The sequence below is a fragment of the Chitinophaga chungangae genome, from assembly GCF_017742215.1.
GTDB lineage: Bacteria > Bacteroidota > Bacteroidia > Chitinophagales > Chitinophagaceae > Chitinophaga > Chitinophaga chungangae.
Genome location: NZ_JAGHKP010000001.1, coordinates 536,725 through 561,608, shown reverse-complemented (window position 1 = coordinate 561,608; position 24,884 = coordinate 536,725). Strand labels below are relative to the sequence as shown.

Here is a 24,884-nt window from a genome sequence, read left to right as displayed (position 1 = left end):
TTTGATATTCTAATGCAGTAATTCTTTCAATCTTTCAATGCTCATGATAAACGCGCAGCCGAAGATCGCGGCGGATAAAAACATGATCCAGTCGCGGCGGGCCATGCGGGTGAGGTTCACCACGACCTGCGCCATCAGCAAAATGGCCAGCACGATCAGCACCTGCCCGAATTCCAGGCCGAGGTTAAAGGCCAGCAAAGGTTTCACCACGTTGGTCTGCGTGCCCAGCATGCTTTTCAGGTAATTGGAAAAACCCATCCCGTGTATCAGCCCGAAAAAAAGCGCCAGGAAATAATTGATCCGCAACCCCGCGTCAGACCTGTCTCTCCGGATAATGTTCACCAGCGCGGTGATCACGATGGTAACCGGTATCAGGAACTCGATCAGCGCCGTGGGCACCCTGATCACGTTCAACACGCTGAGCGCCAGGGTAATGGAATGCCCTGCCGTAAAAGCGGTGACCAATACCAGCACCTTTTTCCAGTCTTTCACCAGGTAAACGGCGCAAAGCGCCATTACAAAAAGAATGTGATCATAACCGTTCAGATCGGCGATATGTTTCCAGCCTTCAGCGAAATACAAGCTGAATTCCTCCATGGCGTAGATTTTTGTGTAACTTCGTAATTATAAGCAAGACAAGTTTAAAAATAAAATTTTTGGTGGCAAATGGGAGTATTATTATGCAAATGGTTGTTGCCCGTATGGTTCGGCGCAGTGCATCCTTTTTACATGAGCGTCACGGAAATCAGGTATAACCAGCCCCGCAAGTCGCTGGAAGTGAGCTGCCGCATCTTTACTGACGACCTGGAGAACGCCCTCAAAAAATACAACAAAACCTCTCTCGACATTATCAAACCGAAAGACCGCCCGTCGGTAGACACGATGATCGCGCGGTACCTGCGCCAGCATTTAGCGCTGAGCGCGGACGGTAAAAAACTTCCGTTGCAATATCTCGGTTACCAGATCTCCGAAGACGCGGTGTGGTGTTTCCTTGAACACGCTCCCATGGCACCTTTCAAGCATCTCGACATTCAAAACGACGTGCTGTACGCGGAGCACGACACACAGGGGCACATGATCCACCTGATCGTGAACGACCAGCGGAAAAGCACCAAGATCGATAATCCGAAAGCTGCTGCCAGCTTCGATCTTTAACGGTTGTCCAGGAATTTTACGGGTTTGCGGCTGCCTTCGGGGAACTGCATTTTTAGGATCTCCTGCATGGAACAGTATTTCACCTGCGGAATCACTCTCAGTTTGGCCTGCAGGTACGATTTGATGCGGCGGTCCACGTCTTCGTTCACCTCCGCGGGACTGAGGTGCAGCAATATTTCGTCTGTACCGATCTCGTTGGAGAACACTTCCACGACAAACTCTTTCACTTCTTCCATATCGCTCAGCAGATCGTAGAGCGCGGGCGGGTACAGCGTAGTGCCTTTGTATTTGATCATTTGTTTCCTGCGGCCGATCACGGGGGAAAGGCGCAGCGTTTGCCGGCCGCAGCTGCAGGGCGTTGTATCGTACTGGCAGATGTCGCCGGTTTTGTAACGCAGCAGGGGCATGGCTTCCACGCCGAGGGTGGTGATGGTTACCTCGCCGGGCGCACCGGGCGGCACGGGCTCGTTGTTTTCACCGAGCAGCTCCACGATAAGCAGTTCGGGGTGATGATGCCCTCCCCTGCCCGCTTTGCATTCCGTAAAGGCGGTTTGCATTTCGGTGGAAGCATAGGTGGAAAACAGCTGAATGTTCCATTTATCCGTGATCTTTTTACCGAGCACGTTGTAGCTGTAATCGGTATGACGGATGTTTTCGCCGATGCAAACGGCTTTTTTAACGGAAGACGCGTTGATGTCGATGCCGTGTTCCTCCGCGAATGCGATCAGTTTGAGCATGAAGGAAGGAACGGCCACGATCACGGTGGGCTGTATCCGCGCGATGTTCTCCCATTGCATGGAAGGCACGCCAGGCCCCACGCGCAGCACGCCCGCGCCTATTTTCCGGATGCCCGAATAATACGCCATGCCGGCCATGAACTGCCGGTCGAGCGTGAGCATGAGCTGGTAAATATCTTCGTCGGTGCCGCCTGCGCAGCTGAAGGAAATAAATTCGTTGTAAGTAAGGCGCTCCAGGTCTTTTTCCGTAAGGGGAATGATCACCGGTTTGCCCAGGGTACCTGATGTGGAAGTGTATTCCGCGATCCTGCCTTTGTCCACGCACAAAAAATCCCAGTTGCGCTGCTGCAGCTCTTCCTTGCCGACCGGCGGTATCCTGCGGAGGTCTTCCACATCCCGGATGCCGTCTGTATCGATGCTGTGGCGGGCGAACCATTCTTTGTAAAAAGGCGAGAATTGCCGCAGGTAACCCAGCTGGTGCTGCAGGGCTTTGGCCTGGAACTGCCGGATGGCGGCGGGTGACTGCAATTCTATATCAGGTATGTACATAACTTTTCCGGTTAGAAGATCACAACGGTGGCCATGGCGAAGGCTTTTACGTGAGACATGGACAGCAGCGCGTTCAACCCTTCCATACGCGGCGCCGCGTTGCCGATGAGGAACAATCCCGGTTTCCCGGCTGCATCGTTCCTCACCTCTATCTCGTTAAAATGAATGCCGCTTCCGCCATAACCCGTGCCCAGGGCTTTCAGAAAAGCTTCTTTCGCGGCAAAACGGGCGGCGTAATTTTCGAATTTATTCACCTGTTTTTCGCAATAAGCGATCTCGAGCGGCGTAAACACCAGCTCGCGAAACCCTTGCCCCTTTTCGATCTTGGAGGCGATGCGGTCTACTTCAACGATATCTGTACCGATGCCTTGCATCATAAATTTTTATCACAATCCGCAATGCGCTGCAGCACATGATCTTTCTCGGCTTTCGTCGCGATCTCTTTGGTGAGCGCTTGCTGGTAATATTGTTTGGCCTGTTTGTAATCTTTCTGACGATAAAGATAATCACCTGCCAGCACATACGCGTGGTAGTAAGCAGGATTATCGGCCACCAGCCTTTCCACGTCAATCAGCTGGTTGTCCATCACAGCGGCCTTCAGCGCCCGGAAATCCACGAATTTGCGGTAATCCGCCGTCTGCAGAAAGCTGTCTGCCGGTATGTTCAGCGCGCTGTCGCAGATCTCATGATCGGTTTGCAGGCCGTTCATGGCGAACACTTTTCTGAGGTCGTATGCAACGAACTCGCCCAACTGCCAGGGCGCGGTGCTCACCCATACTTTCAGCTGCTTCGGCTCAAATACCACGGAATGGTGCGCGATCAGCTGGTTCAGGGCTTTTTCATTGCCCATCCCGATGTCCGAATCGTGCAGTCCCTTGCGGTCGCGGAGGATGGCGATGGTTTTGGGAACGGTGTTTTTCCCGTTCCGCTCCAGCAGCTCCTGCAGGCGTTTGTAGCGGTACGGCGAAGCGCTTTCCTCCAGCTGTTCTTTATTGGGGGCGGATGCTCCCAGCGTTTTGCTCTGGAAATGATTGGCGCAGGAAATCTCGTTGCCATGGGGATCGTACAGCGCCAGCTCGTCCGGCGTTTTTTCGATAATGGCGGCGCGGTTGTCGTTCGCCGAGCCGATCAGGAAAGATTCGGACACGAACATTTTTCTTTTCTGCGCAATGGCGTATGCTTCCTGTATGTTTTTTGCGTATTGCAATATTTCTCTCGCCACCAGCGATACCGGCGTGGCCGATCCTGAAGGGATGCCGGATTTCGCGGCGTTGATCGTCACCGTCAGCCCCTGTTCGTTCATGCCGGAAACCACGCCCGTAAAGCCTCCCCAGGTGATGAACATAAAACGGTGGCCTTTGTCCGGCTTGTAAAACGCAACGATCTTATCTTCCGCGAATTTGTCGCCCACGTAAAAATCGAAATTGCGGCCGATGATGAGCGAGCTGTCTTCCGAGCGGTCGTTCCAGGTGCCGAAAGACGTACAGCCCACCAGCGCCAGGTTTTGCAGGGCATGACCGATATCGTGCGCGGCGTGATAGTTCATGATCCGCTGGTAATTGGAGCCGATGAACTCGTATTCGGAGCTGGCCGCGAAAGACACGCCGTAAATTTCTTCCTTATATTCTTCCGGCACGTTTTCGTCCATATGCCGGTTAAACCAGCCAATGAGGTATTTCAAAAAGTGCTGGTAGGTTTTGGAGGGGATCATTTTGCCGATCTGTTCGGTGAAATGATCTTCCTGCCGCCGCACCAGTTCTTCCGCCAGTTTGCCGTATACCACGCCTCTTTCGAAAGGTCTTCCTTCCACGTACATTTCATACAGCCCGCTGCGGCTCTTGCGGAACCAGTTTTTATTGAGCGTAAAAGCGGTGGAATCGAGGGCGCTGCGCTGCCACTGCAGGCTGCTTTTATCCGCGATCTCCGGCGGATGCATGCGCGCCACGGCGTACAGGTATATGAACAGGCCCGCGATCAGCAACACAAAAAAACCGAGGATAAAAAACAATACCCTCAGCAATCTTTTCCAAACCGGTCTTTTTTTCTTTTCCGCCATTTTACGCCATCTTGATATCGTGCAATAATTTTTCCATGTCCACCAGTTCCGAACACGTTACCACCGCGCTCATGCTTACGCCGAGTATGCCGTGCATGTTCAGGTTCTGCCCGGTGAGAAACAGGTTGTTCAGCTTCGTCCGGGAAGAAATGAAGGTACGCAAAGGATCGTTACTGTCCTTCAGCACGCCGTACATCGAGCCGTCGTCTGTGCCGATGTAGTCGCGGAAAGACAATGGGGTGGCTACCGTATAGCTATGTATGCACTGCCTGATCACGGGGAAACGCTGCTCCACCATATCCAGCAGTTTTTCGGCCTTTTCTCTTTTGAACGCTTCGTAATCCGCACCACGGTTGTTTTCCTGCGACACGGTGTTAAAAGTATCCACCCACGGCGCCACGTCTTTGATGTTCATATAAGCCATAAACGAAACGCCGTTGGCAAAACGGTGATCTTTCGCATCGGGGGAAACGAACATCGCGTAGCTCAGCGGCCAGGTATCTTCCGTATAAGCGTGCCCGCCCCAAACGTCGTCTACGCCATGATAATAATAATTGTAGTTCATGTGCGGGAACATGCCGGGCTTCAGCACGCAGTTCAGCATCAGGGTAGAGCTGCCGTTCTCCAGCGATTTGATGCGGGAACGGTAAGCATGACGGATCACGTCCGCCTCCAGCATATCCAGCGTTTTGGCCGGGTGCGCGTTGGAGATAAAATGTTTGCCGTAATATCTTTGCCCCGTCGCGGTTTCCACAAACGTCACTTCCTTTCCTTCCGCTACGATACGTTTTACTTCCTGGTGTTTGATCATCGTGCCGCCGTTTTCGAGGATCACGCGGCCGAGCCACTTCCCTATCTGCGAACCGCCGTTCACGCATTTCCACGAGCTTTCGATGTAACTGTTCAGCACCAGCGCATGCACGTACATCGGCGTTTTGTGTTCAACGCCTGCGTACAGCGGGTTGTTTGCCGCCAATACCTGCGAGAGGCGACGGTTACCGGTAAGCCCGTTCATATATTCCGCCGCATTGATGCTGAGCACGGATGCTTTTTCATCAAAACCGCCCATGCGCAGGTTATACAGCGGGAATTTAGTGCAGATCTCCTGTAGCATGTCACAATATTCGCGCAGCGCCTTTTCATCTTCCGGAAAATCTTTCAGCAAACCTTCGATAAAACGTTCGTAACCCTGCGCCATCTTGTATTCCTTCGTATCTCCCGCAAACGCAATGCGGTCGAAACAGTCGATGTCCAGCCGTTTCAGGTTGAGCTTTTCCATGATGCCGAGATATTTGAATATCTGGTGCATGTTCTGCCCCGGCTCCAGCCCGCCCACATAATGCACGCCGGAATCGAAGATGGTCCTGTCGCGCGTGAACGTTTGCAGGCAACCGCCGATCTGTTTGTTTTTTTCCAGCACGCACACTTTGTAGCCGTTCTTGCTGAGGATCGCTCCGCAGGTCAGTCCGCCCAGGCCGCTGCCAATGATCACTACATCGTAATTATGCATATTGCTCGCTGAATGAATGTTTGATAATGAAAATAACGTTGGAAGTGAACTTCGTGTTGTCTATCTGTTCCATCGTGCCGCCGCTTTTTTCCACGATGCCGCGGAGGGTGGACGAAGAAAAGAATGACAGTTTGTTCCCCGTTTTGTTAAAGCCCAACAAACGTGTGCTGAACAATTCGGTGAGCTGCGTGCCTTTGTGCCTTTCTTTCAGGTCGGCGTCGCCGTCGCGCACGATAATGACGCCGCCGGGATTGAGCTTTTGCAGGCATTGGCGCACCAGTTTTTCCTGCGATTCGGGCCGCAGGTAATGCAACACGTCGAGTATTACGAACGCGTCCTGGTTCGGCAGATCGTACTGCGTAATGTCCGCCGCTTCAAAACGTACATGTTCGTTTCTGATATAACAATGCTGCGCCACCGCGATCTTGTCTTCGTCGTAATCCACCCCCAGCAAGGTTCTTTCATGGCTGAGGAAGTGCAGCATATAACTCATGAAACCATATCCGCAACCAATGTCCATGATCCGCCCTTTTTGCGGAAGCAGTTCATGGAACAATGCGTAATTGTTTTCCATTTTGGTTTTGATGCGCATGTACCATTCCAGCACCGGGCCTTTGTAGAGATACTGGTACACCAGCTGCTCGCGCCACCACGCGGGCGTTTCGTTTTCTTTGCGCATCTGTTCGTATTCCTGCCGGAAATAACGGCTCACCAGTTTGGTGCGGGTGCTGTAATTGTCGCCCCAGCGAGTATCGCCCGGCCTGATGCGCGGCAGGATCTTCTGCGTGACCGTGCCGTTTTTCAGCAAAAAGTCGCCTTTAGACATCGTATAGGCGGTGCCGTGAAGCACCACGGGAATAATGTCGAGATGCAGCTCCTGCGCAAGATAAAACGCGCCTTTATGAAAACGTTTGATGGAAGCGTCGGTGGAACGGGTGCCTTCGGGATAAATGACGATGGAATAACCATTGTCCACACGGTCTTTCAGCTTGTCGATGCTGGCTTCCGCACCTTCCGCCACAGGATAATAATCCGCCATTTTCACCACGTAACCGAACAGCGGCGAGTTGTACACCCATTGGTTCGTCAGCAATACCACGTTGGGCGTCATGGCGGTAGACATGAGAATGTCGAGGAAAGACTGGTGATTGCTGATGATCACCGCCGGTTTTTTAAAATCTTCCCCGCTGGTGTTCACCGTCACTTTCCGGATGTTGCCCATAATGTGCAGCAGGCTCCAGGTGAATTTCGATAAGATCCAGTGGTATATTTTTTTCCCTTTTTCGAGATGGATGAAGTTGATGCGGGTGAGTATCACGCCGATCACCGTCAGGAGCACCGCGCCCAGCGTGTAATATGTAAAGGCGAACATGGACTTCGACCAGCTCCAGAGCGTCCACGGCGGCCGCTGGCCTTTGTTGACGCGGTTGGTGATGAGGAAATTGAAGAAAAAAGGTATCAGCACCTGCGAAGTGATCACCACGCAGCTGATGCCGATCACGGCGATGAGCGCGATGGAACGCAGGGAAGGATGATTCGCGAAGATCAGCACGCCCAGCCCGAGGATGGTGGTGAGCGCGGAAAAGAAAATGGAGGATTTGAAGGAGGGCAAATGTTTACTGCCCGTTCTGTATTCCTGCTGCAGGCCGTCCATCGTGAAGATGCTGTAATCGTCACCGAGACCGAAGATGAAGGTGGAAAGGATAATGTTGACGATGTTGAACGGGATGCCGAAAAGCCCCATGATGCCGAGTATCCACACCCAGCTCACCAGCATGGGAATAAAGGTGATCAGCGCCAGTTCTATCCTGCCATAAGACAGCAGCAATGCAAAAAACACCAGCAGGGAGGTCATCCACGCGATGGTGTTGAACTCGTCGCGGATCAGCTCCGCCAGCCGGTTGGCAGTGTATTGTTTGTCCATCACGACGGTGCCTGGCTGGTTTTCCAGGGCTGCGTACACCTCCGCTTTACGCGCCGGGTCCACCTTCAGCAGGCTCGATACGGAAACCAGCTGCGGCTTCAGCGTTACCAGGTCGCTGATCATACCCACGTCCAGCAGCGCGGACCTTTCCGGCGGTACAGGCGCATATTCTTTACCGAGCAATGCCGCGAACGGGTCGAACGCGGTGGTTTTGAATTTGTAGGCTTGTCCTTCGGTTTGCAGCTGCTGCAATAGCCGCTGTTGTTTCTCCGGCGTCCAGTAAGCTTTCCAGCGTGCAATGCGCGCGGCCTGTTCCGTTTCCGACAGCAGCAGCCCGCCCGTTCCCGCTACTTTTTTCACCGCGCCCGATTGCAATAAACGTTGCAGCGTGGTGTCAGTGTTTTCACGGCGCTGCAGCGCTTCGTTGAGGGTGTTGCCTTCAGACAGCATGTACACGCTTTGCGCGGTGTAGGCGTTCAGCCTGTTCAGCTGCGCTTCCGCTTTCCGCAAACGCTCCGTCATAAAGTTCATCCGCATCATATCGCTTTCGAACGTCACGTTTTTCGCGGTGAAAAAGAACACGATGGTGAGCAGCACAATAGCGCCAACGAGGTATTTATTACGTTCCGGCCGCCAGTGGCTGAGCCGGTCGATGAGGTTGTGAGACGATGCCGCTGCTTTCGCGGGCTGTTTGCCCAGCACGATCAGGTGCGGTAAAATGATCAGTGAAAACAACGAAGCGCCGATGAGGCTGAAAGCCGCGAACAGCCCGATATCCTGCAGCATGGGCGATTTCACGAACTGCAGGCAGAGAAAACCGCCCACGGTCGTAAAACTGCCAACCGTCATGGGCATGGCCAGGTCGCGGATCACCAGCCGGATGTCAGGCAAATGGCGGTAATGGTTAAACACATGCAGCGAATAGTTCACCGCGATGCCCAGCACCACGCAGCCCGCTCCCAGCGCGATCACCGAAATGCCGCCCTGTACGAGATAGACCATGGCGATGGAGAACAGCGCGCCAAACACTACCGGCAGCATCACCAGTAAAGGCGCGCGTTTCCGGCGGAAAAACACCGCGATCATCACGATCAGCAGCAGTATGGTGATGCCCTGCGTGAAATAAGTGTCCTGCCGCAGCTGCACGGCGTTGCCGACAGACACGGCCGTTGCCCCAAAATAACTGATGCCCGCCGCGGCGTGCGCCGTTTGTACCGTGTCGATCCAGTTATCGAGGTTGGAAAGGAATATTTTGTTTTTGCCCGTTTCGTTGGGCGGGTGCTGCGGCGTAACGAACAGCAGGATGTTGCGGTGGTCTTTGCTGATCACAAATCCTTCGTACAGTTCAAACTGGTCGTCTACCTGCAAAGCCTGCAGTTTTTTCACGCCCAGCCAGGTAATGCCCACGGGGTCGGATTGTATCACCCGTTTCAGCACCATGCCCGCGGGCGAGATCAGCGTATTGTAATTAGCTTCAAGCGTTTGTTTGACCTTAACCGGCGCAATCAGCGAATCGATCTGCGTGTAATCTTTTTCTTCAAGAAAAACCGGCAGATGTTCCTGCACCGTGTTCATCAGCCCCATGATCATCGCATCGTCCTGCTGCCCCTGCACGGCTTTGATGTCTTTTTTCAGTGGTTCGTTCTCCAGCCCGGCCACAAATTCCTGCGCCAGGGCCACCAGGCTGTCCGGCTGCGCTTCCGCAGCAGTGTCTTTCTGAGACACCATGATCACCAGTTTATCCGCAAACTTCGAGTTCTGCAAAAACTGGTTCAGCTGATCGATCTTTTTATCCCTGGGAAGGATGCGCGTAATATCTTCTTCCAGCTTTATCTGCGCGGCCAGCAAGCCGGCCACGGCGAATAAAACCAGCGTAAACAGCCACAGCAGCCATTTACGGGCATTAAAGAAATTATAAATGGATATAAAAAAAGTTCCCATGATCGAAATTACTGGTTAACCGCCACGCGTTTTTTCCTGAAAACCGACAACAGCACATATGTTATCAATCCCGCCGCCAGACCGGCTATTACAGCCAGCGTAACGGCGCCAGTGATATATTGGAACAGGTTCTGTTTTACGGATTCCACGGTGATATTTTTGCTGAACACCAGCCAGGTGGCGTCTTCCGTCACATACATGCGCCCCGTCACGAAACTCATGTAAATGATCAGCGGGATCATTGGCGGAATGCTGATGTTCGCCGCTACGATCACCAGCGTTTTGTTCAGCCGCCACAAAGTGGCCAGCGCGATCGCCACCAGCATCTGGAAACCCCAGATGGGCACGATGCCCATGAAGATGCCGAAGCCTACGGACAGCGCCTTCCGGCCGGTCGTTTCTTTCGGGTCCAGCAAAAGGGTGGTGACGATCTGTTTTAAACCGCCCTTTGAAAACAGCAGGCGAAAAAAGTTGCGGGGATGTATGTAAAGGAATGCGATGGTCACCAGCACGGTATTCAGCGCGCTGATGCGCGAAAAATCGCGGAACGGCCTGAAGTGGGAAACCCTTTCCCCCGCGGGCGGGTAATACACCTGCACCGGCACCCAATCTACCTTGATGCCTTTCCAGGAGCTGCGCACCATTACTTCTATTTCAAACTCGTACTTCCGGCAGAAAAACCGCATCTTTTTCATGGCATGCAAAGGGTACAGGCGGTAACCGGACTGCGTGTCCGGCATTTTGAGCCCCGTTTCCACGTAGAACCAAAAGTTGGAGAATTTGTTGGCGAAAGTATTTTTGCCCGGCATGTTCTCCTGTTGCAGGTTTCTTGCACCAACGAGAATGGCCTTGGGCTCGGTTTTCAATTTTTCAAGAAATACGGGAATGTCGCTGGCAAAATGCTGCCCGTCTGCATCGATGGTGATCGCGTAATCGTACCCTTTGTCTATCGCGAACCGGAAACCACGGCGCAGCGCAATCCCCTTTCCCTGGTTGGGAGAATAAGATACCACAGAAACCTGCGGGAAATCAGCAAGCACTTCGGCGGTATGATCGGTAGCGCCGTCATTTACCACGATCACGTGGCTGGTATAGGAAAGCACGCCCCGCAGCACATCGCCGAGTGTGCCGGCGTTGTTGTAGGTAGGCACCAGCACGCAGATTTTCCCGGCGCCGAACTGCGGATCGTATGTTGGCAAAGGTCCCATTTATTTGAACCGTCCCTGGAATTTCAGGAACACGGTAGCGTCGTGTTTGATTATGGCTGTGGCTTTATAAGCGTCTTCTTCAGGCGTCCAGCCGATCTCGATGGTTACCTGCGGCGTTTGGCGCGGGTCTATCATGTTGAGGAACTTCATATTGGAAACTTTTTCCACCAGCAGTTCCTTTCCCACGGCGGCGCACAACAGCTCCTGGATGGTTTGCATCATACAAACCCCCGGCACCACCGGCTGATCGGGAAAGTGGCCCCCGAAGATCGGGTGGGCGGCGTTCCAGTCGATTACTGCGTGCACGGACTTTTCATCCGGCTGCTGTTGGGAAACGATTGTAAAGAATTTTCCTGTTAACATTATTTTTCCACTCGTTGTGATGAAATCGTGAATGTAAATTTTTTATGCCGCACCAACAGGCTGTCTGGCACGCCGTTGCGGTAATGTGTCAGAAACGCTTCCGCCACCGGTTTGCGTTTCGAGGCGTTCTCCACGCGCAGCAATTCCCGGCAATCACCGTCGGTGATGTAATAGATCTTCCCTTTCGGCAGATCGAACGCGGTATAACGTTGCCCGTTCAGGACGTACGAAGTTCCTTTCGCGGGGTCCTGGCGCATGAGCACCATTTCGAAATCCTTTTTCAGCGTTTTCACGACCGCTTTTTTGTCCATTTTGGGCAACATGTAGTGTTTGGTAAAACTGCCGTCTTTCGCGAACTCGAAATCAAAAAACTTCATGCCCATTTCGCTCATGAACACCACGCGCATGCTGCCGTCTTCCATCGGCTTAAAATACAGCAGGCCGGAAAGATGATGCTGCAATACGTCTACCTGCGTGGCGTACAACACAGGCTGTTCTATTTTCGGCCGGAAACGTTCCAAACATGCGGCCACATCATTGTCCGTTCGCTGCAAGCCGCGGTAGGCGGACGTGCAGGAGGCGAGCATCATCAGCAGCACCAGGCTATTTAAGCGCAAATATCTCATCGCCGATGGGAACGTTTGTTTCTTTATGATTAAAACTGATGATGGTATCGTCTCCCGAACGTTCGTGCATGGTGATCTTTTGGACGGACAGGTCTTTTTTGTCCACCAGCAGGTCGATAGAGGCGAAAAAATCTTTCATGCCTTTGCTCACCGGCGTCATCTGCAATAAATAATACTGCGCGTTTTCCTGCACTTTGGTGGAAAAGTCGGTGTTGCTCAGCACGTTGCCCTGCACGCAATCCGCCGTGATCTTGCTGATCTGTTCGAACAGTTTATTGCCGGCGGCGGAAATATTCTTATCCGTCCGGGCGTCTTTGATGCGGAAGTTTTTCCCGTTGATCACCATCAGGTAATACGAAGGGCTGCTGTATTCCATGCGCACCTTGTTCTCTTTTTTGAACCAGAATTTTCCTTTGCTCACGATCTTGTCCTGCAGCATGCTGAGATGTTTCTCCTGCACAAAATCGCTTTTGATGGTATTGGTCTGCTGTGCGGCTTTTGCGAACTGCTGTTTGAACTGCTCCATATTCCCTACGGGCTTAAAACTCGTTTGGGCAGTGGCATTCAGCGCCAGCAGGCAACAACACCATACGATCCATTTACGCATAAGCCGGTATTTTTAAAAGTTCATCGATCCTTTTGATGGCGAAACCTTCGCGTTGCAGCTTTTTGATAAGCGCGGGTAGAATGCTGACCGTAGCGGCGCAGGTATCGTGAAACAGGAAAATGTCTCCCGCTTTGATGTTCCTGGTCACACGCGCGAACAGCTCGTCTTCGTCTTTGATCACTGTGTCCAGCGAGCGGATGCTCCAACCCACTGAAATAAAATCGAATTTTTTGACCGCTTTCGCCAGCATCGGGTTGGTAACGCCGTAGGGCGGGCGGAAAAGTTTGGGTGTCTCGCCGATCGCATTTTCGATCGTTTCGTTCGCTTTTTGCAGGTCGGCTTTCATCTTGGAAGCCGGGTACAGGTCGAAAAGCGCATGATGGGAATAACTGTGATTCCCGATCAGATGGCCTTCCGCATATATCCTGCGAAGCAGCGCGGGATCGGCGGCAGCGCGGTGACCGATGCAGAAAAACGCGGCGGATATGCCGTGTTTATTGAGAATGTCGAGTATCTGCGGGGTGTAGTCAGACACGGGGCCGTCGTCGAAAGAAAGCGCAACCGCATTTTCTTTGGTGTCTGCGCGGCACAATGTTTTGATAAAATAATTGGAATCAACGCGGCTGGCTCCCCAGGCGGAAATGCCGGTTGCCACCGCCAGCGGGATAAGCGTTACCCCAAAAGGGATAAAGCCCATCCTGTATTGGTACAGGAGCACGAAAAAGACCAGCAAGGTCAGATATGTTACCCAGTCTCTCAGCATGCGCTTAATAAAATAAGTGAATGATGTTTGCCGCCCCCGTGGTTCCAGATCAGTATTTTCTTTGGCGCGGCGGGCGCTTTGCCTTTGAACATCGCGGCGGCGGGAACGGCGCCGTTCTTCAGCACGCCGGCCGCCATCCACATAGCGAAAGCGGCGGCAGTGGGAAATTCCCCGCACAAATGTTTAAACGCGGCAACGGGCACGCCCGCAAAAAGTTTTTCTTCGCCCGCGGCGTAATAGGCGTCGTTCTTCGTATCGCCGTTGCGGCCTGCGAGCAGCAGGTCAGGTTGACCATATGTATCGAGGAATTTCGCGATGTGCGCGAAAGTTTCTTTTTCGGAAGCAGGATTGTACAACATTTCCACCGCGGTGAGCGCGGCCATGGAACGTTCGTTTTTTTCCGCACCTAAAACAAAAAATACCGCTCCTTCGCCCGCAATGGTGCCGTGCGTATTGGACTGCAGCAGGTTTTGCGTGGATGCGTTTTTATACAACCTGAAACGGGAAAGAATGTTGTGGGAATAATCCGTGATCTCGTCAACCGCGCCGGCGAGGATTTGTTTGGAGGGATCTTCCGCGAGCAGCAGCAGGCTGTCCTGCAATGCATTTTCCAGCGAAAAAGCGCCGTGCACGAAAGTGTTGTTGTAAGCATGGCAGCCCAGCATCAGCGCGATCTGCCCGCTCACTGTGTTGTGTGTGCTCTGGATGAACGCGGTGGGCGTGAGCATGTCTTCGTTTTGCGTCACCAGTTTATTGAGGAACACGCCGGTATCTGCGAGGCAGCCGTAAGCTGTGCCCATCACGATGGCGTCGGGCCGGGCTACGCCGGCCTGTTCAAGACTGATGTGAGACGCGGCCACGCCCATTTTGATCACACGGCCCATCCGGCGGATCTGTTTGATGTCGATCCACTGTTTGTAATCCGGGTCTGCCACAGGCAAACGGTTTCCCTCGTGCTGCCGGACAGTTCCGGAGAACAGGGCGTTATCCTGGGCGGATACGCAACCGATGCCTTGTATGTATGCTTGTTGCATTGCGTTCATTCCTTTGAAAATACCAGACTCGAGCAGTTACCGCCGAAGCCGAAAGAGTTGGACATCACGTGCCTGAGCGCATGGCCTTTTGAAAAATGCGTAACAGGACTGAAGGGCACTTCTTTCATTTGCGTGGTAAAGTTCGCGTTCGGGTAAATGATGCCTTCGCGGAGCGCCCAGGCGGAAAATACCGCCTCGATACCGCCGCTGGCGCCGAGCGTATGCCCGGTAAAACTTTTGGTAGAGCTCAGCGGCGGATACGAGGGCGCAAAAAGCCTTTCCACCGCCCGCCCTTCCGAGCTGTCGTTGTTCTGCGTGCCGGTGCCGTGAAGATTGATGTAATCGATCTCCGAAGCCGCCAGCCCGCTCATTTTCAGCGCGCCTTCCATGGCCTTGAAGTTCCCGATACCCTCGGGCGAGGAAGCCGTTTGATGATAGGCGTCGTTCGCATTGGCAAAACCGCTGATCCTACACCAGGGTTTGATCTTCCTGGCTATTTCGTCGCTCACCAGCACCACGTAACCTGCGCCTTCGCCGAGATTGAGGCCTGTACGGGTATCGTCGAAGGGGCGGCAGGGCTGCTGGTCGAGGATCATGAGCGTGTTAAAACCGTTGAGGGTGAAACGCGTAAGGGAATCCGTTCCCCCGGCGATCACCACGTCGAGCATGCCGGCGCGTATCATGCGCGCGCCATACATCAGCGCGTTGGCGCCCGACGAACATGCGGTGCTGATGGTGGACACATGATGCCGGATGCCGAGCGCGTCCGCCACCAGTTCCGTTACCGCGCCGCATTCGTGGTGCACCACGTGGCGCAGCCTGCCGGAAGCGGCGTTGTCCAGGAAAGATTTCATGAAATCTTCGGTTTTGTCCATCCCGCCAACGGTATTGGCCGATACAAAACCCGCGCGGTACTGCGAGATATCGCCCAGCCCGGCGCTTTGCCAGGCTTCTTTCGCGGCGAGCATGCTCAGCAGGGCCGTCCGGCTCCAGTGCGCGGGCATGCCCGCTTTCCGCGCCAGCTCTTCATTGTCCGCCTTTACTTCCGCCACGGGGAAAGTGCCGGCGTGCACGGATTGCAGGTGCCGCATTTTTTCCATTCCCGGCTGCATGGCTTCAAACGCAGCCATACACTGGCCAAGATTCTGACCAATGCCGGAAATAACGCCGCCTCCCGCTATCCATACGTTTCCGCTCATGCGGTCTTGTTTTGTTCCGCGGTAATATATTCAGCCATGGTACGAACGGAATAAAAAATATTCGGCCCGTCTTCCGGCTTTGCAATACGGATGTTGTGATGCTGCTGCAACAGCACGATCAGCTCCAACGCATCGATGGAATCCAATCCCAGCCCTTCTTTGAACAAAGGCTGGTCGTTCCCGATGTCTTCCGGTTTTACTTCCTGCAAATTCAATTGCTGAATGATCTGCACTTTCAGATCTGCCATCAACTTTTCCATATATATTATCTGTACAATTTTTCTACTTGTTCCGCGGTGAAAGGCAAAGCCATGCCGCGGGCGTTTTTTTCCACCAGGTACAATGCCGCTTCGTAGCCGGTATGATATTGCTCTACCCAACCACAAACACAGGCTTTCACAGCGCCCGTTTCCAGCAGTTGCCGCACATACCCGGCGATAAATCCAATATCGAAACGGTCGTCCACAAAAAAAGCGTTCTCGCCTTTGAATTTGTGCCGTATGCTGATCTCCCCGATCACGATGTTGGGGAGGGTGTATACGAACAGGGCGGGACTGGCTATTTCGCTGACAGTTTCGTAATACCGTTCGTCCGTATCGAGGCTGCTGCTGGTGTTTGCCAGCACCACGCCCGTATCTTCGGGCGCATACATATCCATCGGCGTCTCCTGCAGCAGTATTTCCACGGCGGCCCAGCCCAGCTTGCTGAGCAGGTCCATTTTGTGGAACTTCGGGTACTGGCCGCTGTAGCGGTCGTACAGGGCGCGCAGGAACTCCGGCAATGCGGCATTTTTTTCTTCGAATACCTTTTCGCCGTTCCTGGTCACCATATTGTTGCGGATCACGCAGGCCGAGGTGATATATGCGTTTTCGCTCACGCCGTCGGGTTTAATTTTTCGGTCACTTCAATCAGGCGCGCCAGTCTTTTCGGCGCTTCGTCGTGATTTTTTACGTACGGGTTGCTTTGGTCCCAAACATAACCGGCCAGTACGGAGCAGATCTGCCGTTTGATCTCCGGGTCGGGATTTTTGCTGAAAAAGATGGTGTCCAACGTGCCTTCGTACCATGCCATTACATAAGAGCGGAACACGTTCACGCCCTGCAGCGTGGGCTCCATGTATTCTTTTTCCCAGTCCACCGCTTCGCCTTTCAGTTTTTTGATCACCAGTTTGGCGGCAGTTTGCGCCGAAACCGTCGCCAAAGTTACGCCGGATGAGAAAATCGGGTCGAGAAACTCTGTAACGTTACCGGTCAGTACAAATCCCTCGCCATAAAATTTATCGGTGGTGGCGCTCCAGGCCTCGAGTTTACGCGGCTCGAAGAGGAATTCCACGTCTTTGAAACGTTCTTTCGTGTATGGCTCGGAATCGAGCATGGCGCGGTATTGCTCTTCGGGTGTGCCTTTGAAGCGGTCGTGGAAGGTGTGGTCGCCCACGAAACCTACAGACGTTACGCCGGTGGAGAAAGGAATGATCCAGATCCAGACGCCTTTTTCGTGCACAACGGCGGTAATGCGGTTGGGCTCGTCGGCCATGGAACGGCGGATGTCGTTAGTATGGGCGAACAGCGCTTTGCGGGGCTGCAATACGGACTGTTTCTCAAGATTGAACAGTTTGGGTATCACCCTGCCGTAGCCGCTTCCATCTACGATAAAACGCGCTTCGATCTGTTTTTTATGGCCGTGGATATCTTCTACGGTTGTTACGGAATCTGTACCGTTGAACACGATGCCCGTTACGGTCGTTTCATATTCCACCGGAACGCCCATTTTTTCGACGGTTTGCGCGAGGGTGAAATCGAAATCGGCGCGGGGCACCTGCCAGGTCCAGGTCCAACCTGGTGTATGCTGGTTTTCAAAGGTGAAGTCGCAGATCCTGCCGTTCTTGACGAACTTGGCGCCGGACTTTTTCTGGAAGCCGCGCTCGGAAATGGCATCGATAAAGCCGGCTTCCGTGAGCGCGTCCATACAACGCGGTAAAAGGCTTTCCCCGATCACGAAGCGGGGGAATTTCAGTTTTTCTACGATCTTAACTGAGTAGCCGGCTTTGTTGATTATGGATGCGGCTACCGTTCCAGCAGGGCCGGCGCCGATTACGAGTACATCCACCTTTTCAGTTTGCATATTAAAGGGTTTAAATTTTCTTATGCTTTGACGCAACGCAGCAGGGTATAACTCAGCCCTACGTTGTTGTTTTCCATCACCACTTCCAGCCCGGCCGCGCGGATGCAGGCGAAGAAATCGTCTGTATGGTACATCTGGCTGTTGCCGTTGGCAATAGCGGTGAAATAAAGCGACGTTTGCTGCAGGCAGAACGCCGCGGATTTGAACTGCTGTTTGTTCCAGAACGGCTCCAGGATAAACACGCTGCCGCCTTCGTTGAGCGATTCACGGCAACGGCGCAGAATGCTGATGATCTCGGCTTCGGAAAAGCAGTCCAGGAACTGGCTCATCCAGATCACGTCGAAACCTTTGGCGAACGGCAGGCTTTCGTCGAGAATGTTGGTTTCGAAGAAAGACACACGGTCTTCCAGGCCCGCTTCCTGAATATTTTTACGGGCGACGTTTACCTGCACGGGCAGGTCCATGATGGTGATATGCACGTCCGGGTCGTGTTTGGCGCAGGCCATGGACCATTTGCCGGTATTGCCGCCAATGTCCAGCAGCGACTTCGGCGCATGTTCGAATACGATCGGCAATACGCCGGGGAAAGCGAGATCGGAATAATAGTGATCGAAGTTGAACCAGCTGGTGCGGCTCGGCTCGGGGAGAATGGAAAGGCCCTGGTAAATGGTGTCCCAGGGGCCCAGCTCCTGCAGGCCGCGGGGCTTGCCTTCGGTAAGACTGTCCTGCAGATGGTACATGGCCTTATAACAAACGTCGTGTGAAAAGTCCATATTGATGCGGGTCAGCGTATCACTCAGGATAAAAAAACCGGTTTTGGTGAGCGTATACTTTTTATCGTTCACTACCAGCATTTCAAGGCCAAGACCTGCTTCCAGCAGCACGCGGGCGGAATAGCGGGAGAGTTTCACCTTGTCGAGTATCTCTTCGATGGTTACGCCGTTCATCCCACTGTCTGCCACTGCCTGGAGAATGCCGAGATCCCTCAGCGCTTTGGACGCCTGGAATGCGATGGGAGCGAACGCCAGCCAGAGCGCCTGTTCTTTAGCCTGTAACGCGGTTTTTGTTTCCTTGGTAAAAAAATTCATTGATGATCTGCTTTTTAAGATTTACAATTTCACTTTACTGAACACCATCGCGGCATTACATCCCCCGAAACCGGAGGTGGTTTTGATGTAATGTGCCATGGGCCGTGGCTCTAATTGACTGCTCACCATCAATGGATGGCTGATTCCGGATGAAGCAAAGCCTGCGGTGGGTATCACTACTTCTTCCCGCATGCCGTACATGCCGATGATGGCCTCTATCAGGCCGGCCGCACCGAGGGTATGACCGTAATAACCTTTGAGGCTGTTCACCGGCACGTGCTGCAGGCCCGAGAGATGGAAGGCTTTGGCTTCCATTTCGTCGTTGTAGAGGGTAGCGGTGCCATGCGCGGATACGAACCCGATATCCGAGGGTTGAACGCCGCTTAGCCGCATCGCCTTTGTAACGGCACCGGCCAGTTCGGCGCCCGTTCTCGACGGGCCTGAAATATGATTGGCATCGTTGCTGGAAGCGCCTTCGCCGAGGCGGATGGTTTCTTTCCCGGTCAACAATGTTTTGTTCTTCGTTAAAACGACGGTGGCGGCTCCTTCGCCGAGCGTGATACCTTTCCTGTCCGCGTCGAACGGGCGGCAGGGCTCGTCGCTGACGGCCTGGAAAGACTGGAAGCCGGAGAGCACGAATTTCGTCAGCATGTCGGCGCCGCATACTACCGCGTGATCGTACGCACCGGAGCGGATCATTCGCTGCCCGATCAAAATGGCCAGCAGGCCTGAGATGCAGGCGTTGCTAATCACCACGGGGCGGTTGGCCGCACTAAAAAATTCCGCTGTTTTTACGGCGGTGTTATACAGTTGCATGGGCGCTACATCCGCCCCCATCCCCTGTTCCAGCAGGGCAATGTTCCCTTTGGTGGTGGAAACGATAAAAGCCGTGCGTTTGTCGCGCAGGCTGATGCTGGTGTGAGACAGCGCTTCCTGAACGCTCAGGATCAGCAGCCGCTCGAATTTCGTATAGCCGGAAAGGTTATTTTCCTTTACCGGCGTTAGCAGCAGACCGTCTGGTATCACGGAGGCGAAAAAGCCGCCGGGCTGGCGGCTGATACCGCTTTCGCCGGCTTTTACCCGCCCGAAGTTCTCACGGGCGGTTAAGCCCAGCGGAGACACGATGTTTTCCGCGGCTACGAATACCTCCGTCATATCAAACCCCACTGCTTTTTCCATTCCGCAAAGAAGGGCGGAACGGTGAGTTGCAACATGGACCCTTCTTTGTCCAGGAAAACCTGTATGGAAGAACCGGTGCACACCACTTCACGCGTTGCCGCGTTGTAAAGGGTGTACTCAAACCTGATCTTCGCGGCCTCGGTGTTTACGTAGCGGGTTTCCACCACCACGCTGTCTCCATACCGGAGCGGCCGTTTGTAATTACATTCCACGTTCACCACGGGCACGGTGTACCCGTGATCGAAAATATCCAGGTAACGCAACCTGTATTTGCTTCCGAATGCCTCGCGCCCGTCTTCGAAATACCGGATGTAATGGCCGTGCCATACGATTCCCAGCGGATCGGCTTCGTTGAACCGGATCAGCACTTCAGCACGCTCGCTCAATACAGGTTGCATGTAATGTTTTATCTGATTGTTGAATTATTCGCCGTAAGTGGATTTCCACTCCTTGTATTTTTTCTTTTCGATATCGTCCACAATGTCTTTCACACCGCTGAGATATTTGTTGGCCAGGCCGAAGGTGATGCCCATACGGCCGCCCAGCGAACCTTCCACTCGCTCGGTGAACAGCACTTTTTTAGCTTTCATGTCCACCAGGGTTACGTAGATAGAGATCTGTTTTTTGGTATTGTTCATGCCGTCTGCCACGAAAAGCAGGCCCAGACCGGTTTTGCCGTTGAAGTCAAAACCTTTTACGAGGGCGGTCACGTCTTCGGGTTTCAGCGCCTGGTAATCGTCTGAGTTGTCTGATTTGATCTCATCGGGATCGATCTTCGCGTTCCTTTTGTTCACGGGGCCGATGTCTGTGCTTACTTCCGCCCTGTTGAAGGCTTCGGCGATGGTGTATTTTTTCGCTTCGTTGACCACTTTCTGGTTGATGCTCGCGTAATGTACGTCCGGAATATCGTCCGTTTTCAGCGCGGCGTCTCCAATGATCTTCGATTTCGTGAAATCGATCCCCAGATAGGTCAGTTTTACAGACCTGTCAAATACGTCTTTTGCGGTTTGGGCGGTTACCGTGGTTACTGTCAGCATCAGGGCCACAAAGGCCAGTGTCAGGTGTTTCATTTTCATTTGCTTATTTATTTTGGGACACAAAAATCTTCATATCGCATTGGGCCATGAGGCGGCCGTTCTGTTTCACCGTGCCGTGCACCACCGTTGCGTTGAACACTTCGTGCTCGATCACGATCTCCGTTTCGAGGCTGGCGCCTGCCTGCGGAAGCTCCACGATCTCGAGGTTCTGTATGGCGCCGATAAAGCCGAGGGGCACCGGCACGTTGTGTTGTTTGGCAAGATACCCGATGCGCGCGGCGGCGGTCTGCGCGATGTTTTCCACGAGCCCCGGCGCCATGAACCGGCCGTTCTGCACAAATACATTATCCTCCGCGATATCGAAACCGGTGCGGATGTTTTTGTCCCCTGCTTCCAGCAGGCGGCTGATCATCACGATCGGGGGGCGTTGGGGAATGTATTCCGTTATGTCTTCTTTGTTGATCATGGTATTTATCCAGGTATATCAGTCTTTTGACCAAAAATCATAATAATTGAACCACTGCAGGGGGTACTGCCGCACCTTCTCTTCCATTACCTCCACAAAATCTTTCATGGATGTTTCCAGGCCTCCCTGTTTTGCCCCCTGGTAAACTTTGGGCGGGGTGGCGAACAGGTGATAATGCGTACGGGTTTCTTTAAAAGCAAAAACGAACGAAACAGGCACCCTGAAGGTGGAAGCCAGCAGGAAAGGACCTATCGGGAAACGCGCGGCTTCACCGAGAAACGGTATTTCCGCCGTTTTATTTCCCCCCAAAAACCTGTCTGCATGCATACACACCAATTCCTGCTTGCTCAGCGCGTCGTGGATGGCGTAAATATGCGATAAATCGTCCTTTAAAACAATGACATTTACATTCCTCCCGCCGGTGATGCCTTCCAGGTAACTTTTGATCCGCTGGTGCTCCCCGTCGAACATCACGATGTTGATGCGGGTTTGCAGGCGGGTGAACAGGTGGCCGGCCACTTCCCAGTTTCCGAGATGAGCGCTGAGCAATATGCCCCCTTTCCCGCCAGAAACCACTTCGTGAAGATGTTCTTCGCCGTCGAACCGGAAGGTAAACCGGTTGGGAATGCCTGCCATCACCACGATCTTGTCTATCAGCGTTTGCCCGAACACGTAATAGTTGCGGTAAACGTTGACCAAAGACCGGAAACGGCTCAGACCGATTTTACTGTGAAAATACTGGAAAATGGATTTGGTGGAGCGATAGGAGAAAAGGCAGTAATAACTTGCAACAAATGCCAGGAGAAAATAAGCCGGCCGTACTCCTCCATAACGCAAAACACCGATAAAGATCCGATACCCCAGCTTATTTCCTTTGGACTTACCCTGCCAGGATGGCATTATACCAGCTCTTTTTGTTTAACACGGGCAATTACATAATCGTAGAAGTCCTGAAAGGTAACAATACCTTGAAAATCTTCGGGCTTAACTTTAAATCCAAAGTTGTTCTCAATGGCCACTACCAGGTCTATATAGTCCAGGCTGTCCAGCTCCAGCGTGGCCTTCAGATCGGCCCCGGGGGTAATGCTTTCCAGGGCGACTTCAAATTCTTCCGCCAGGAAAGCGTTCGTTCTTGTGATAATCTCGTTAATTTCCATAAATAAGTGTGTTCTACAGATATAGGCTGATTTACAATAAGCATTCCCGTTTCAATATGGGGCCTTGCTACCGGCAAAATTATAGAAATTATGCCCATAACCGACGCATATCGCCTTTTATTGCCATTTCCTGACTACGAGAGAGGAGTTAGTTCCCCCAAAGCCAAAAGAATTAGACAAAAATATATTAAAATTTTTATTAATTGTATTTGAAATGATATTTAGCCGGGCGGAATCTTCGTCGGGGTTCTCGAAATTGATATTCGGGGCGATGAAGTCGTTCTGCATCATGATCATGGAATAAACGATCTCGCTGGCGCCCGCCATCCAGCATTCGTGGCCGGTCATGCTTTTGGTGGAGCTCACGGGCGTTTTGCAGCTTTCGAAGATGGTGGCCAGGGCTTTGGCTTCGCTGGCGTCGCCGGCGGGGGTAGACGTGGCGTGGGCGTTGATGTAACCGATATCGGAAGCGTTGAGGCCGGATTCGCGCAGGGCCATTTCGAGGCTGCGCATAGGCCCGTCTACGCTGGGGTTGCTGATGTGGGCGCCGTTGCTGGAAAAACCGTATCCCAGTACTTCGCCGAGGATGGTGGCTCCCCTGCGCTGGGCGGATTCCAGGCTTTCGAGTATTACGGTAGCCGCGCCGCCGCTGGGCACCAGCCCGTCCCGGTCGCGGTCGAAGGGGCGGGAAGCTTTGGCGGGCTCGTCTTCCTTCACCGAAAATGCCGCGATAGCATCGAAATTGCCCATCGCAAATTTATTCACTTCCTGCGCACCGCCGCAGATCACCATATCCTGCAGGCCGTTGCGGATAAACATATAGCCGAGGCCGATAGCATGCGAGCCGCTGGCGCAGGCCGCGCTCACGCTGAAATTCACGCCCTTGAGCTTGAAGATCGTGGCCAGGTTCATGTTCACGGTGGAGTTCATGGTCTGGAACACGGAGCCGGAGCCCACCAGCATCGTGTCTTTTTTTTCGCGGATGATGTCTGTGGCTTCTATGGTGGGTTTGGCGGAGCTGTCGTTGCCGAACAGCAGGCCTACTTCTTTCGAATCGAGATAGTCCTGGTCTACGCCGGCATTGGCGAGCGCCTCGCGGGTAGACATATAAGCATATTCCGCCTGCTCCGGCATCATCAGCCTTGCCCGGCGGTCCAGCAGGCCTTTCAGCTCGGGGCGGGGCACGTAGCCGGTGAGGCCCGAGCGGTAGCCGAATTGTTTGCGTTCTGCGTCGAGCACAATGCCGGAACGGCCCTGGAACAGCGATTCTTTTACCGCTTCAAGGCTGGTGCCGATGCAGGAGTAAATACCGGTTCCTGTTATCACTACTCTGTTCATGCGCTTAATCTTTGTATGCCGCGGATTGGATGCGGGCCAACATTTTTTTTCTCTGTGTTTTTATCAGGAGTAAAGTCCGCCGTTGATGTTCAGCACTTCTCCCGTGATGTACGATGCGCCTTTCGAAGCGAGGAAGCTCACTGCTTCCGCCACTTCTTCGGCCGTTCCGAAACGCTGCATGGGCACCATGGCGGAGAGCTCTTTTTCGGGAAGGCCTTCCGTCATATCCGTTCTGATAAATCCCGGGGCAACGGCGTTGACCGTTACGTTGCGTTTGGCCACTTCCTGCGCGAGCGCTTTGGTGGCGCCTATCAGGCCGGCCTTGGCGGCGCTGTAGTTCACCTGGCCCGGCGTGCCTTTCAGGCCAGACAGCGATACCATGTTCACGATGCGGCCGTAACGTTTCAGCAACATGCCGGTGAGCACCGTTTTGGTCACGTAAAAGAACCCGTCAAGACTGGATTCTATCACGTTTTTCCAGTTGTCCGTGCTCATCTGGAACATCATCATATCCTGGCGGATGCCGGCGTTGTTCACCAGCACCTCGATCTGTTTGTCTTTATTCGCGTCTATCCATGCGCCCAGTACGTTCTGCACTTCTTCTTCCTTTCCCACGTTGAATTGCATCAGCGTGCCGTCCGCGCCTTTGGCGCGCACCGCTGCAAGCGTTTCTTCGGCGGCAGCCGTATTGCCTTTATAATTGATCAGGATGTGATATCCCTGTTCCGCCAGTTTGATGCATACCGCTCTGCCTATTCCCCTGGAACCTCCTGTTACTAGTGCGCAGTTCATTCGTAATTATTTGTCTTTTATAGTTAGTCGTTTA

26 protein-coding genes are annotated in these 24,884 nt (G+C 53.3%); 1 reads left to right on the top strand and 25 read right to left on the bottom strand.

The features are described 5' to 3' along the window. Nucleotides 1-9: 9 nt before the first annotated feature. Nucleotides 10-597 carry a HupE/UreJ family protein gene (locus tag J7I43_RS02570; RefSeq protein WP_209142913.1) on the bottom strand — a complete coding sequence of 196 codons (588 nt, stop codon included), beginning with the start codon at nucleotides 595-597 and terminating at the stop codon, nucleotides 10-12. 69 nt (nucleotides 598-666) lie between these two features. Between J7I43_RS02570 and J7I43_RS02565 the strand changes: the two genes are divergently transcribed. Continuing rightward, nucleotides 667-1,155, top strand: coding sequence for a DUF6702 family protein (locus tag J7I43_RS02565; RefSeq protein WP_209142911.1), 489 nt, complete (start codon nucleotides 667-669; stop codon nucleotides 1,153-1,155). On the opposite strand, the gene J7I43_RS02560 is transcribed toward J7I43_RS02565, so the two are convergent. The 24 genes from J7I43_RS02560 to fabG form a co-directional block, all read right to left on the bottom strand. Then, nucleotides 1,152-2,441 carry a phenylacetate--CoA ligase family protein gene (locus J7I43_RS02560; protein ID WP_209142909.1) on the bottom strand — a complete coding sequence of 430 codons (1,290 nt, stop codon included), beginning with the start codon at nucleotides 2,439-2,441 and terminating at the stop codon, nucleotides 1,152-1,154. The two genes, J7I43_RS02565 and J7I43_RS02560, sit on opposite strands and share 4 nt — an antisense overlap. Before the next feature lie 11 nt (nucleotides 2,442-2,452). Beyond that, complete coding sequence (acpS, locus tag J7I43_RS02555; protein WP_209142907.1) at nucleotides 2,453-2,818, bottom strand: holo-ACP synthase; 366 nt, start codon at nucleotides 2,816-2,818, stop codon at nucleotides 2,453-2,455. Further along, complete coding sequence (locus J7I43_RS02550) at nucleotides 2,815-4,497, bottom strand: C45 family peptidase (protein WP_209142905.1); 1,683 nt, start codon at nucleotides 4,495-4,497, stop codon at nucleotides 2,815-2,817. The genes acpS and J7I43_RS02550 overlap by 4 nt, the downstream gene beginning before the upstream one ends. A gap of 1 nt (nucleotide 4,498) precedes the next feature. Beyond that, nucleotides 4,499-6,007 carry a phytoene desaturase family protein gene (locus tag J7I43_RS02545; protein ID WP_209142902.1) on the bottom strand — a complete coding sequence of 503 codons (1,509 nt, stop codon included), beginning with the start codon at nucleotides 6,005-6,007 and terminating at the stop codon, nucleotides 4,499-4,501. Then, nucleotides 6,000-9,872 (bottom strand): trifunctional MMPL family transporter/lysophospholipid acyltransferase/class I SAM-dependent methyltransferase, encoded by a 3,873-nt coding sequence (locus J7I43_RS02540; RefSeq protein ID WP_209142900.1) that lies wholly within the window; start codon nucleotides 9,870-9,872, stop codon nucleotides 6,000-6,002. Before J7I43_RS02540 ends, J7I43_RS02545 begins: the two co-directional genes overlap by 8 nt. A gap of 8 nt (nucleotides 9,873-9,880) precedes the next feature. Further along, a complete protein-coding gene (locus J7I43_RS02535; RefSeq protein WP_209142899.1) occupies nucleotides 9,881-11,071 on the bottom strand; it encodes a DUF2062 domain-containing protein in 1,191 nt (396 codons plus the stop codon). Between the two features lie 9 nt (nucleotides 11,072-11,080). Then, nucleotides 11,081-11,443: a hypothetical protein gene (locus J7I43_RS02530; RefSeq protein ID WP_209142898.1), complete on the bottom strand. Its 363-nt coding sequence runs from the start codon at nucleotides 11,441-11,443 to the stop codon at nucleotides 11,081-11,083. Further along, a complete protein-coding gene (locus J7I43_RS02525; protein ID WP_209142896.1) occupies nucleotides 11,443-12,069 on the bottom strand; it encodes a hypothetical protein in 627 nt (208 codons plus the stop codon). The genes J7I43_RS02530 and J7I43_RS02525 overlap by 1 nt, the downstream gene beginning before the upstream one ends. Beyond that, nucleotides 12,047-12,676 (bottom strand): outer membrane lipoprotein carrier protein LolA, encoded by a 630-nt coding sequence (locus tag J7I43_RS02520; protein ID WP_209142894.1) that lies wholly within the window; start codon nucleotides 12,674-12,676, stop codon nucleotides 12,047-12,049. Before J7I43_RS02520 ends, J7I43_RS02525 begins: the two co-directional genes overlap by 23 nt. Further along, complete coding sequence (locus J7I43_RS02515) at nucleotides 12,669-13,439, bottom strand: polysaccharide deacetylase family protein (protein WP_209142892.1); 771 nt, start codon at nucleotides 13,437-13,439, stop codon at nucleotides 12,669-12,671. The genes J7I43_RS02520 and J7I43_RS02515 overlap by 8 nt, the downstream gene beginning before the upstream one ends. Further along, on the bottom strand, nucleotides 13,433-14,473 hold the full coding sequence (locus tag J7I43_RS02510) for a beta-ketoacyl synthase chain length factor (RefSeq protein ID WP_209142890.1): 1,041 nt from the start codon (nucleotides 14,471-14,473) through the stop codon (nucleotides 13,433-13,435). The genes J7I43_RS02515 and J7I43_RS02510 overlap by 7 nt, the downstream gene beginning before the upstream one ends. 5 nt (nucleotides 14,474-14,478) lie before the next feature. Next, entirely contained in the window at nucleotides 14,479-15,672 is a 1,194-nt protein-coding gene (locus J7I43_RS02505) for a beta-ketoacyl-[acyl-carrier-protein] synthase family protein (RefSeq protein WP_209142888.1), read from the bottom strand. Further along, nucleotides 15,669-15,932 carry a phosphopantetheine-binding protein gene (locus tag J7I43_RS02500; RefSeq protein WP_209142886.1) on the bottom strand — a complete coding sequence of 88 codons (264 nt, stop codon included), beginning with the start codon at nucleotides 15,930-15,932 and terminating at the stop codon, nucleotides 15,669-15,671. The genes J7I43_RS02505 and J7I43_RS02500 overlap by 4 nt, the downstream gene beginning before the upstream one ends. 5 nt (nucleotides 15,933-15,937) lie before the next feature. After that, nucleotides 15,938-16,549 (bottom strand): hypothetical protein, encoded by a 612-nt coding sequence (locus J7I43_RS02495; RefSeq protein WP_209142884.1) that lies wholly within the window; start codon nucleotides 16,547-16,549, stop codon nucleotides 15,938-15,940. Next, on the bottom strand, nucleotides 16,546-17,793 hold the full coding sequence (locus J7I43_RS02490) for an NAD(P)/FAD-dependent oxidoreductase (RefSeq protein WP_209142882.1): 1,248 nt from the start codon (nucleotides 17,791-17,793) through the stop codon (nucleotides 16,546-16,548). Before J7I43_RS02490 ends, J7I43_RS02495 begins: the two co-directional genes overlap by 4 nt. Before the next feature lie 20 nt (nucleotides 17,794-17,813). Further along, nucleotides 17,814-18,881, bottom strand: a complete 1,068-nt coding sequence (locus J7I43_RS02485) for a class I SAM-dependent methyltransferase (protein WP_209142880.1) — start codon at nucleotides 18,879-18,881, stop codon at nucleotides 17,814-17,816. 21 nt (nucleotides 18,882-18,902) lie between these two features. After that, on the bottom strand, nucleotides 18,903-20,036 hold the full coding sequence (locus J7I43_RS02480) for a beta-ketoacyl-[acyl-carrier-protein] synthase family protein (RefSeq protein WP_209142878.1): 1,134 nt from the start codon (nucleotides 20,034-20,036) through the stop codon (nucleotides 18,903-18,905). Continuing rightward, nucleotides 20,033-20,458: an acyl-CoA thioesterase gene (locus J7I43_RS02475; RefSeq protein ID WP_209142876.1), complete on the bottom strand. Its 426-nt coding sequence runs from the start codon at nucleotides 20,456-20,458 to the stop codon at nucleotides 20,033-20,035. Before J7I43_RS02475 ends, J7I43_RS02480 begins: the two co-directional genes overlap by 4 nt. A gap of 24 nt (nucleotides 20,459-20,482) precedes the next feature. Further along, on the bottom strand, nucleotides 20,483-21,130 hold the full coding sequence (locus J7I43_RS02470; RefSeq protein WP_209142874.1) for a hypothetical protein: 648 nt from the start codon (nucleotides 21,128-21,130) through the stop codon (nucleotides 20,483-20,485). A gap of 10 nt (nucleotides 21,131-21,140) precedes the next feature. Then, nucleotides 21,141-21,563, bottom strand: coding sequence for a hypothetical protein (locus tag J7I43_RS02465; protein ID WP_209142872.1), 423 nt, complete (start codon nucleotides 21,561-21,563; stop codon nucleotides 21,141-21,143). A gap of 18 nt (nucleotides 21,564-21,581) precedes the next feature. Further along, nucleotides 21,582-22,463: an LpxL/LpxP family acyltransferase gene (locus J7I43_RS02460; protein WP_209142870.1), complete on the bottom strand. Its 882-nt coding sequence runs from the start codon at nucleotides 22,461-22,463 to the stop codon at nucleotides 21,582-21,584. After that, the gene (locus tag J7I43_RS02455) at nucleotides 22,463-22,720 is read right to left on the bottom strand and encodes a phosphopantetheine-binding protein (protein ID WP_209142868.1); all 258 of its coding nucleotides are present in this window, start codon (nucleotides 22,718-22,720) and stop codon (nucleotides 22,463-22,465) included. Before J7I43_RS02455 ends, J7I43_RS02460 begins: the two co-directional genes overlap by 1 nt. 117 nt (nucleotides 22,721-22,837) lie before the next feature. Next, complete coding sequence (locus J7I43_RS02450; protein WP_209142866.1) at nucleotides 22,838-24,058, bottom strand: beta-ketoacyl-[acyl-carrier-protein] synthase family protein; 1,221 nt, start codon at nucleotides 24,056-24,058, stop codon at nucleotides 22,838-22,840. Nucleotides 24,059-24,121: 63 nt separating this feature from the next. Next, nucleotides 24,122-24,850 carry a 3-oxoacyl-ACP reductase FabG gene (gene fabG / locus J7I43_RS02445; protein WP_209142864.1) on the bottom strand — a complete coding sequence of 243 codons (729 nt, stop codon included), beginning with the start codon at nucleotides 24,848-24,850 and terminating at the stop codon, nucleotides 24,122-24,124. Nucleotides 24,851-24,884 lie beyond the last annotated feature (34 nt).

Coding starts and splice junctions, on each gene's coding strand:
- J7I43_RS02570 (WP_209142913.1), bottom strand. CDS start 597: ATGGAGGAATTCAGCTTGTATTTCGCTGAAGGCTGGAAACATATCGCC.
- J7I43_RS02565 (WP_209142911.1), top strand. CDS start 667: ATGGGAGTATTATTATGCAAATGGTTGTTGCCCGTATGGTTCGGCGCA.
- J7I43_RS02560 (WP_209142909.1), bottom strand. CDS start 2,441: ATGTACATACCTGATATAGAATTGCAGTCACCCGCCGCCATCCGGCAG.
- acpS (WP_209142907.1), bottom strand. CDS start 2,818: ATGATGCAAGGCATCGGTACAGATATCGTTGAAGTAGACCGCATCGCC.
- J7I43_RS02550 (WP_209142905.1), bottom strand. CDS start 4,497: ATGGCGGAAAAGAAAAAAAGACCGGTTTGGAAAAGATTGCTGAGGGTA.
- J7I43_RS02545 (WP_209142902.1), bottom strand. CDS start 6,007: ATGCATAATTACGATGTAGTGATCATTGGCAGCGGCCTGGGCGGACTG.
- J7I43_RS02540 (WP_209142900.1), bottom strand. CDS start 9,872: ATGGGAACTTTTTTTATATCCATTTATAATTTCTTTAATGCCCGTAAA.
- J7I43_RS02530 (WP_209142898.1), bottom strand. CDS start 11,443: ATGTTAACAGGAAAATTCTTTACAATCGTTTCCCAACAGCAGCCGGAT.
- J7I43_RS02525 (WP_209142896.1), bottom strand. CDS start 12,069: ATGAGATATTTGCGCTTAAATAGCCTGGTGCTGCTGATGATGCTCGCC.
- J7I43_RS02520 (WP_209142894.1), bottom strand. CDS start 12,676: ATGCGTAAATGGATCGTATGGTGTTGTTGCCTGCTGGCGCTGAATGCC.
- J7I43_RS02515 (WP_209142892.1), bottom strand. CDS start 13,439: ATGCTGAGAGACTGGGTAACATATCTGACCTTGCTGGTCTTTTTCGTG.
- J7I43_RS02510 (WP_209142890.1), bottom strand. CDS start 14,473: ATGCAACAAGCATACATACAAGGCATCGGTTGCGTATCCGCCCAGGAT.
- J7I43_RS02505 (WP_209142888.1), bottom strand. CDS start 15,672: ATGAGCGGAAACGTATGGATAGCGGGAGGCGGCGTTATTTCCGGCATT.
- J7I43_RS02500 (WP_209142886.1), bottom strand. CDS start 15,932: ATGGAAAAGTTGATGGCAGATCTGAAAGTGCAGATCATTCAGCAATTG.
- J7I43_RS02490 (WP_209142882.1), bottom strand. CDS start 17,793: ATGCAAACTGAAAAGGTGGATGTACTCGTAATCGGCGCCGGCCCTGCT.
- J7I43_RS02485 (WP_209142880.1), bottom strand. CDS start 18,881: ATGAATTTTTTTACCAAGGAAACAAAAACCGCGTTACAGGCTAAAGAA.
- J7I43_RS02480 (WP_209142878.1), bottom strand. CDS start 20,036: ATGACGGAGGTATTCGTAGCCGCGGAAAACATCGTGTCTCCGCTGGGC.
- J7I43_RS02475 (WP_209142876.1), bottom strand. CDS start 20,458: ATGCAACCTGTATTGAGCGAGCGTGCTGAAGTGCTGATCCGGTTCAAC.
- J7I43_RS02470 (WP_209142874.1), bottom strand. CDS start 21,130: ATGAAACACCTGACACTGGCCTTTGTGGCCCTGATGCTGACAGTAACC.
- J7I43_RS02465 (WP_209142872.1), bottom strand. CDS start 21,563: ATGATCAACAAAGAAGACATAACGGAATACATTCCCCAACGCCCCCCG.
- J7I43_RS02460 (WP_209142870.1), bottom strand. CDS start 22,463: ATGCCATCCTGGCAGGGTAAGTCCAAAGGAAATAAGCTGGGGTATCGG.
- J7I43_RS02455 (WP_209142868.1), bottom strand. CDS start 22,720: ATGGAAATTAACGAGATTATCACAAGAACGAACGCTTTCCTGGCGGAA.
- J7I43_RS02450 (WP_209142866.1), bottom strand. CDS start 24,058: ATGAACAGAGTAGTGATAACAGGAACCGGTATTTACTCCTGCATCGGC.
- fabG (WP_209142864.1), bottom strand. CDS start 24,850: ATGAACTGCGCACTAGTAACAGGAGGTTCCAGGGGAATAGGCAGAGCG.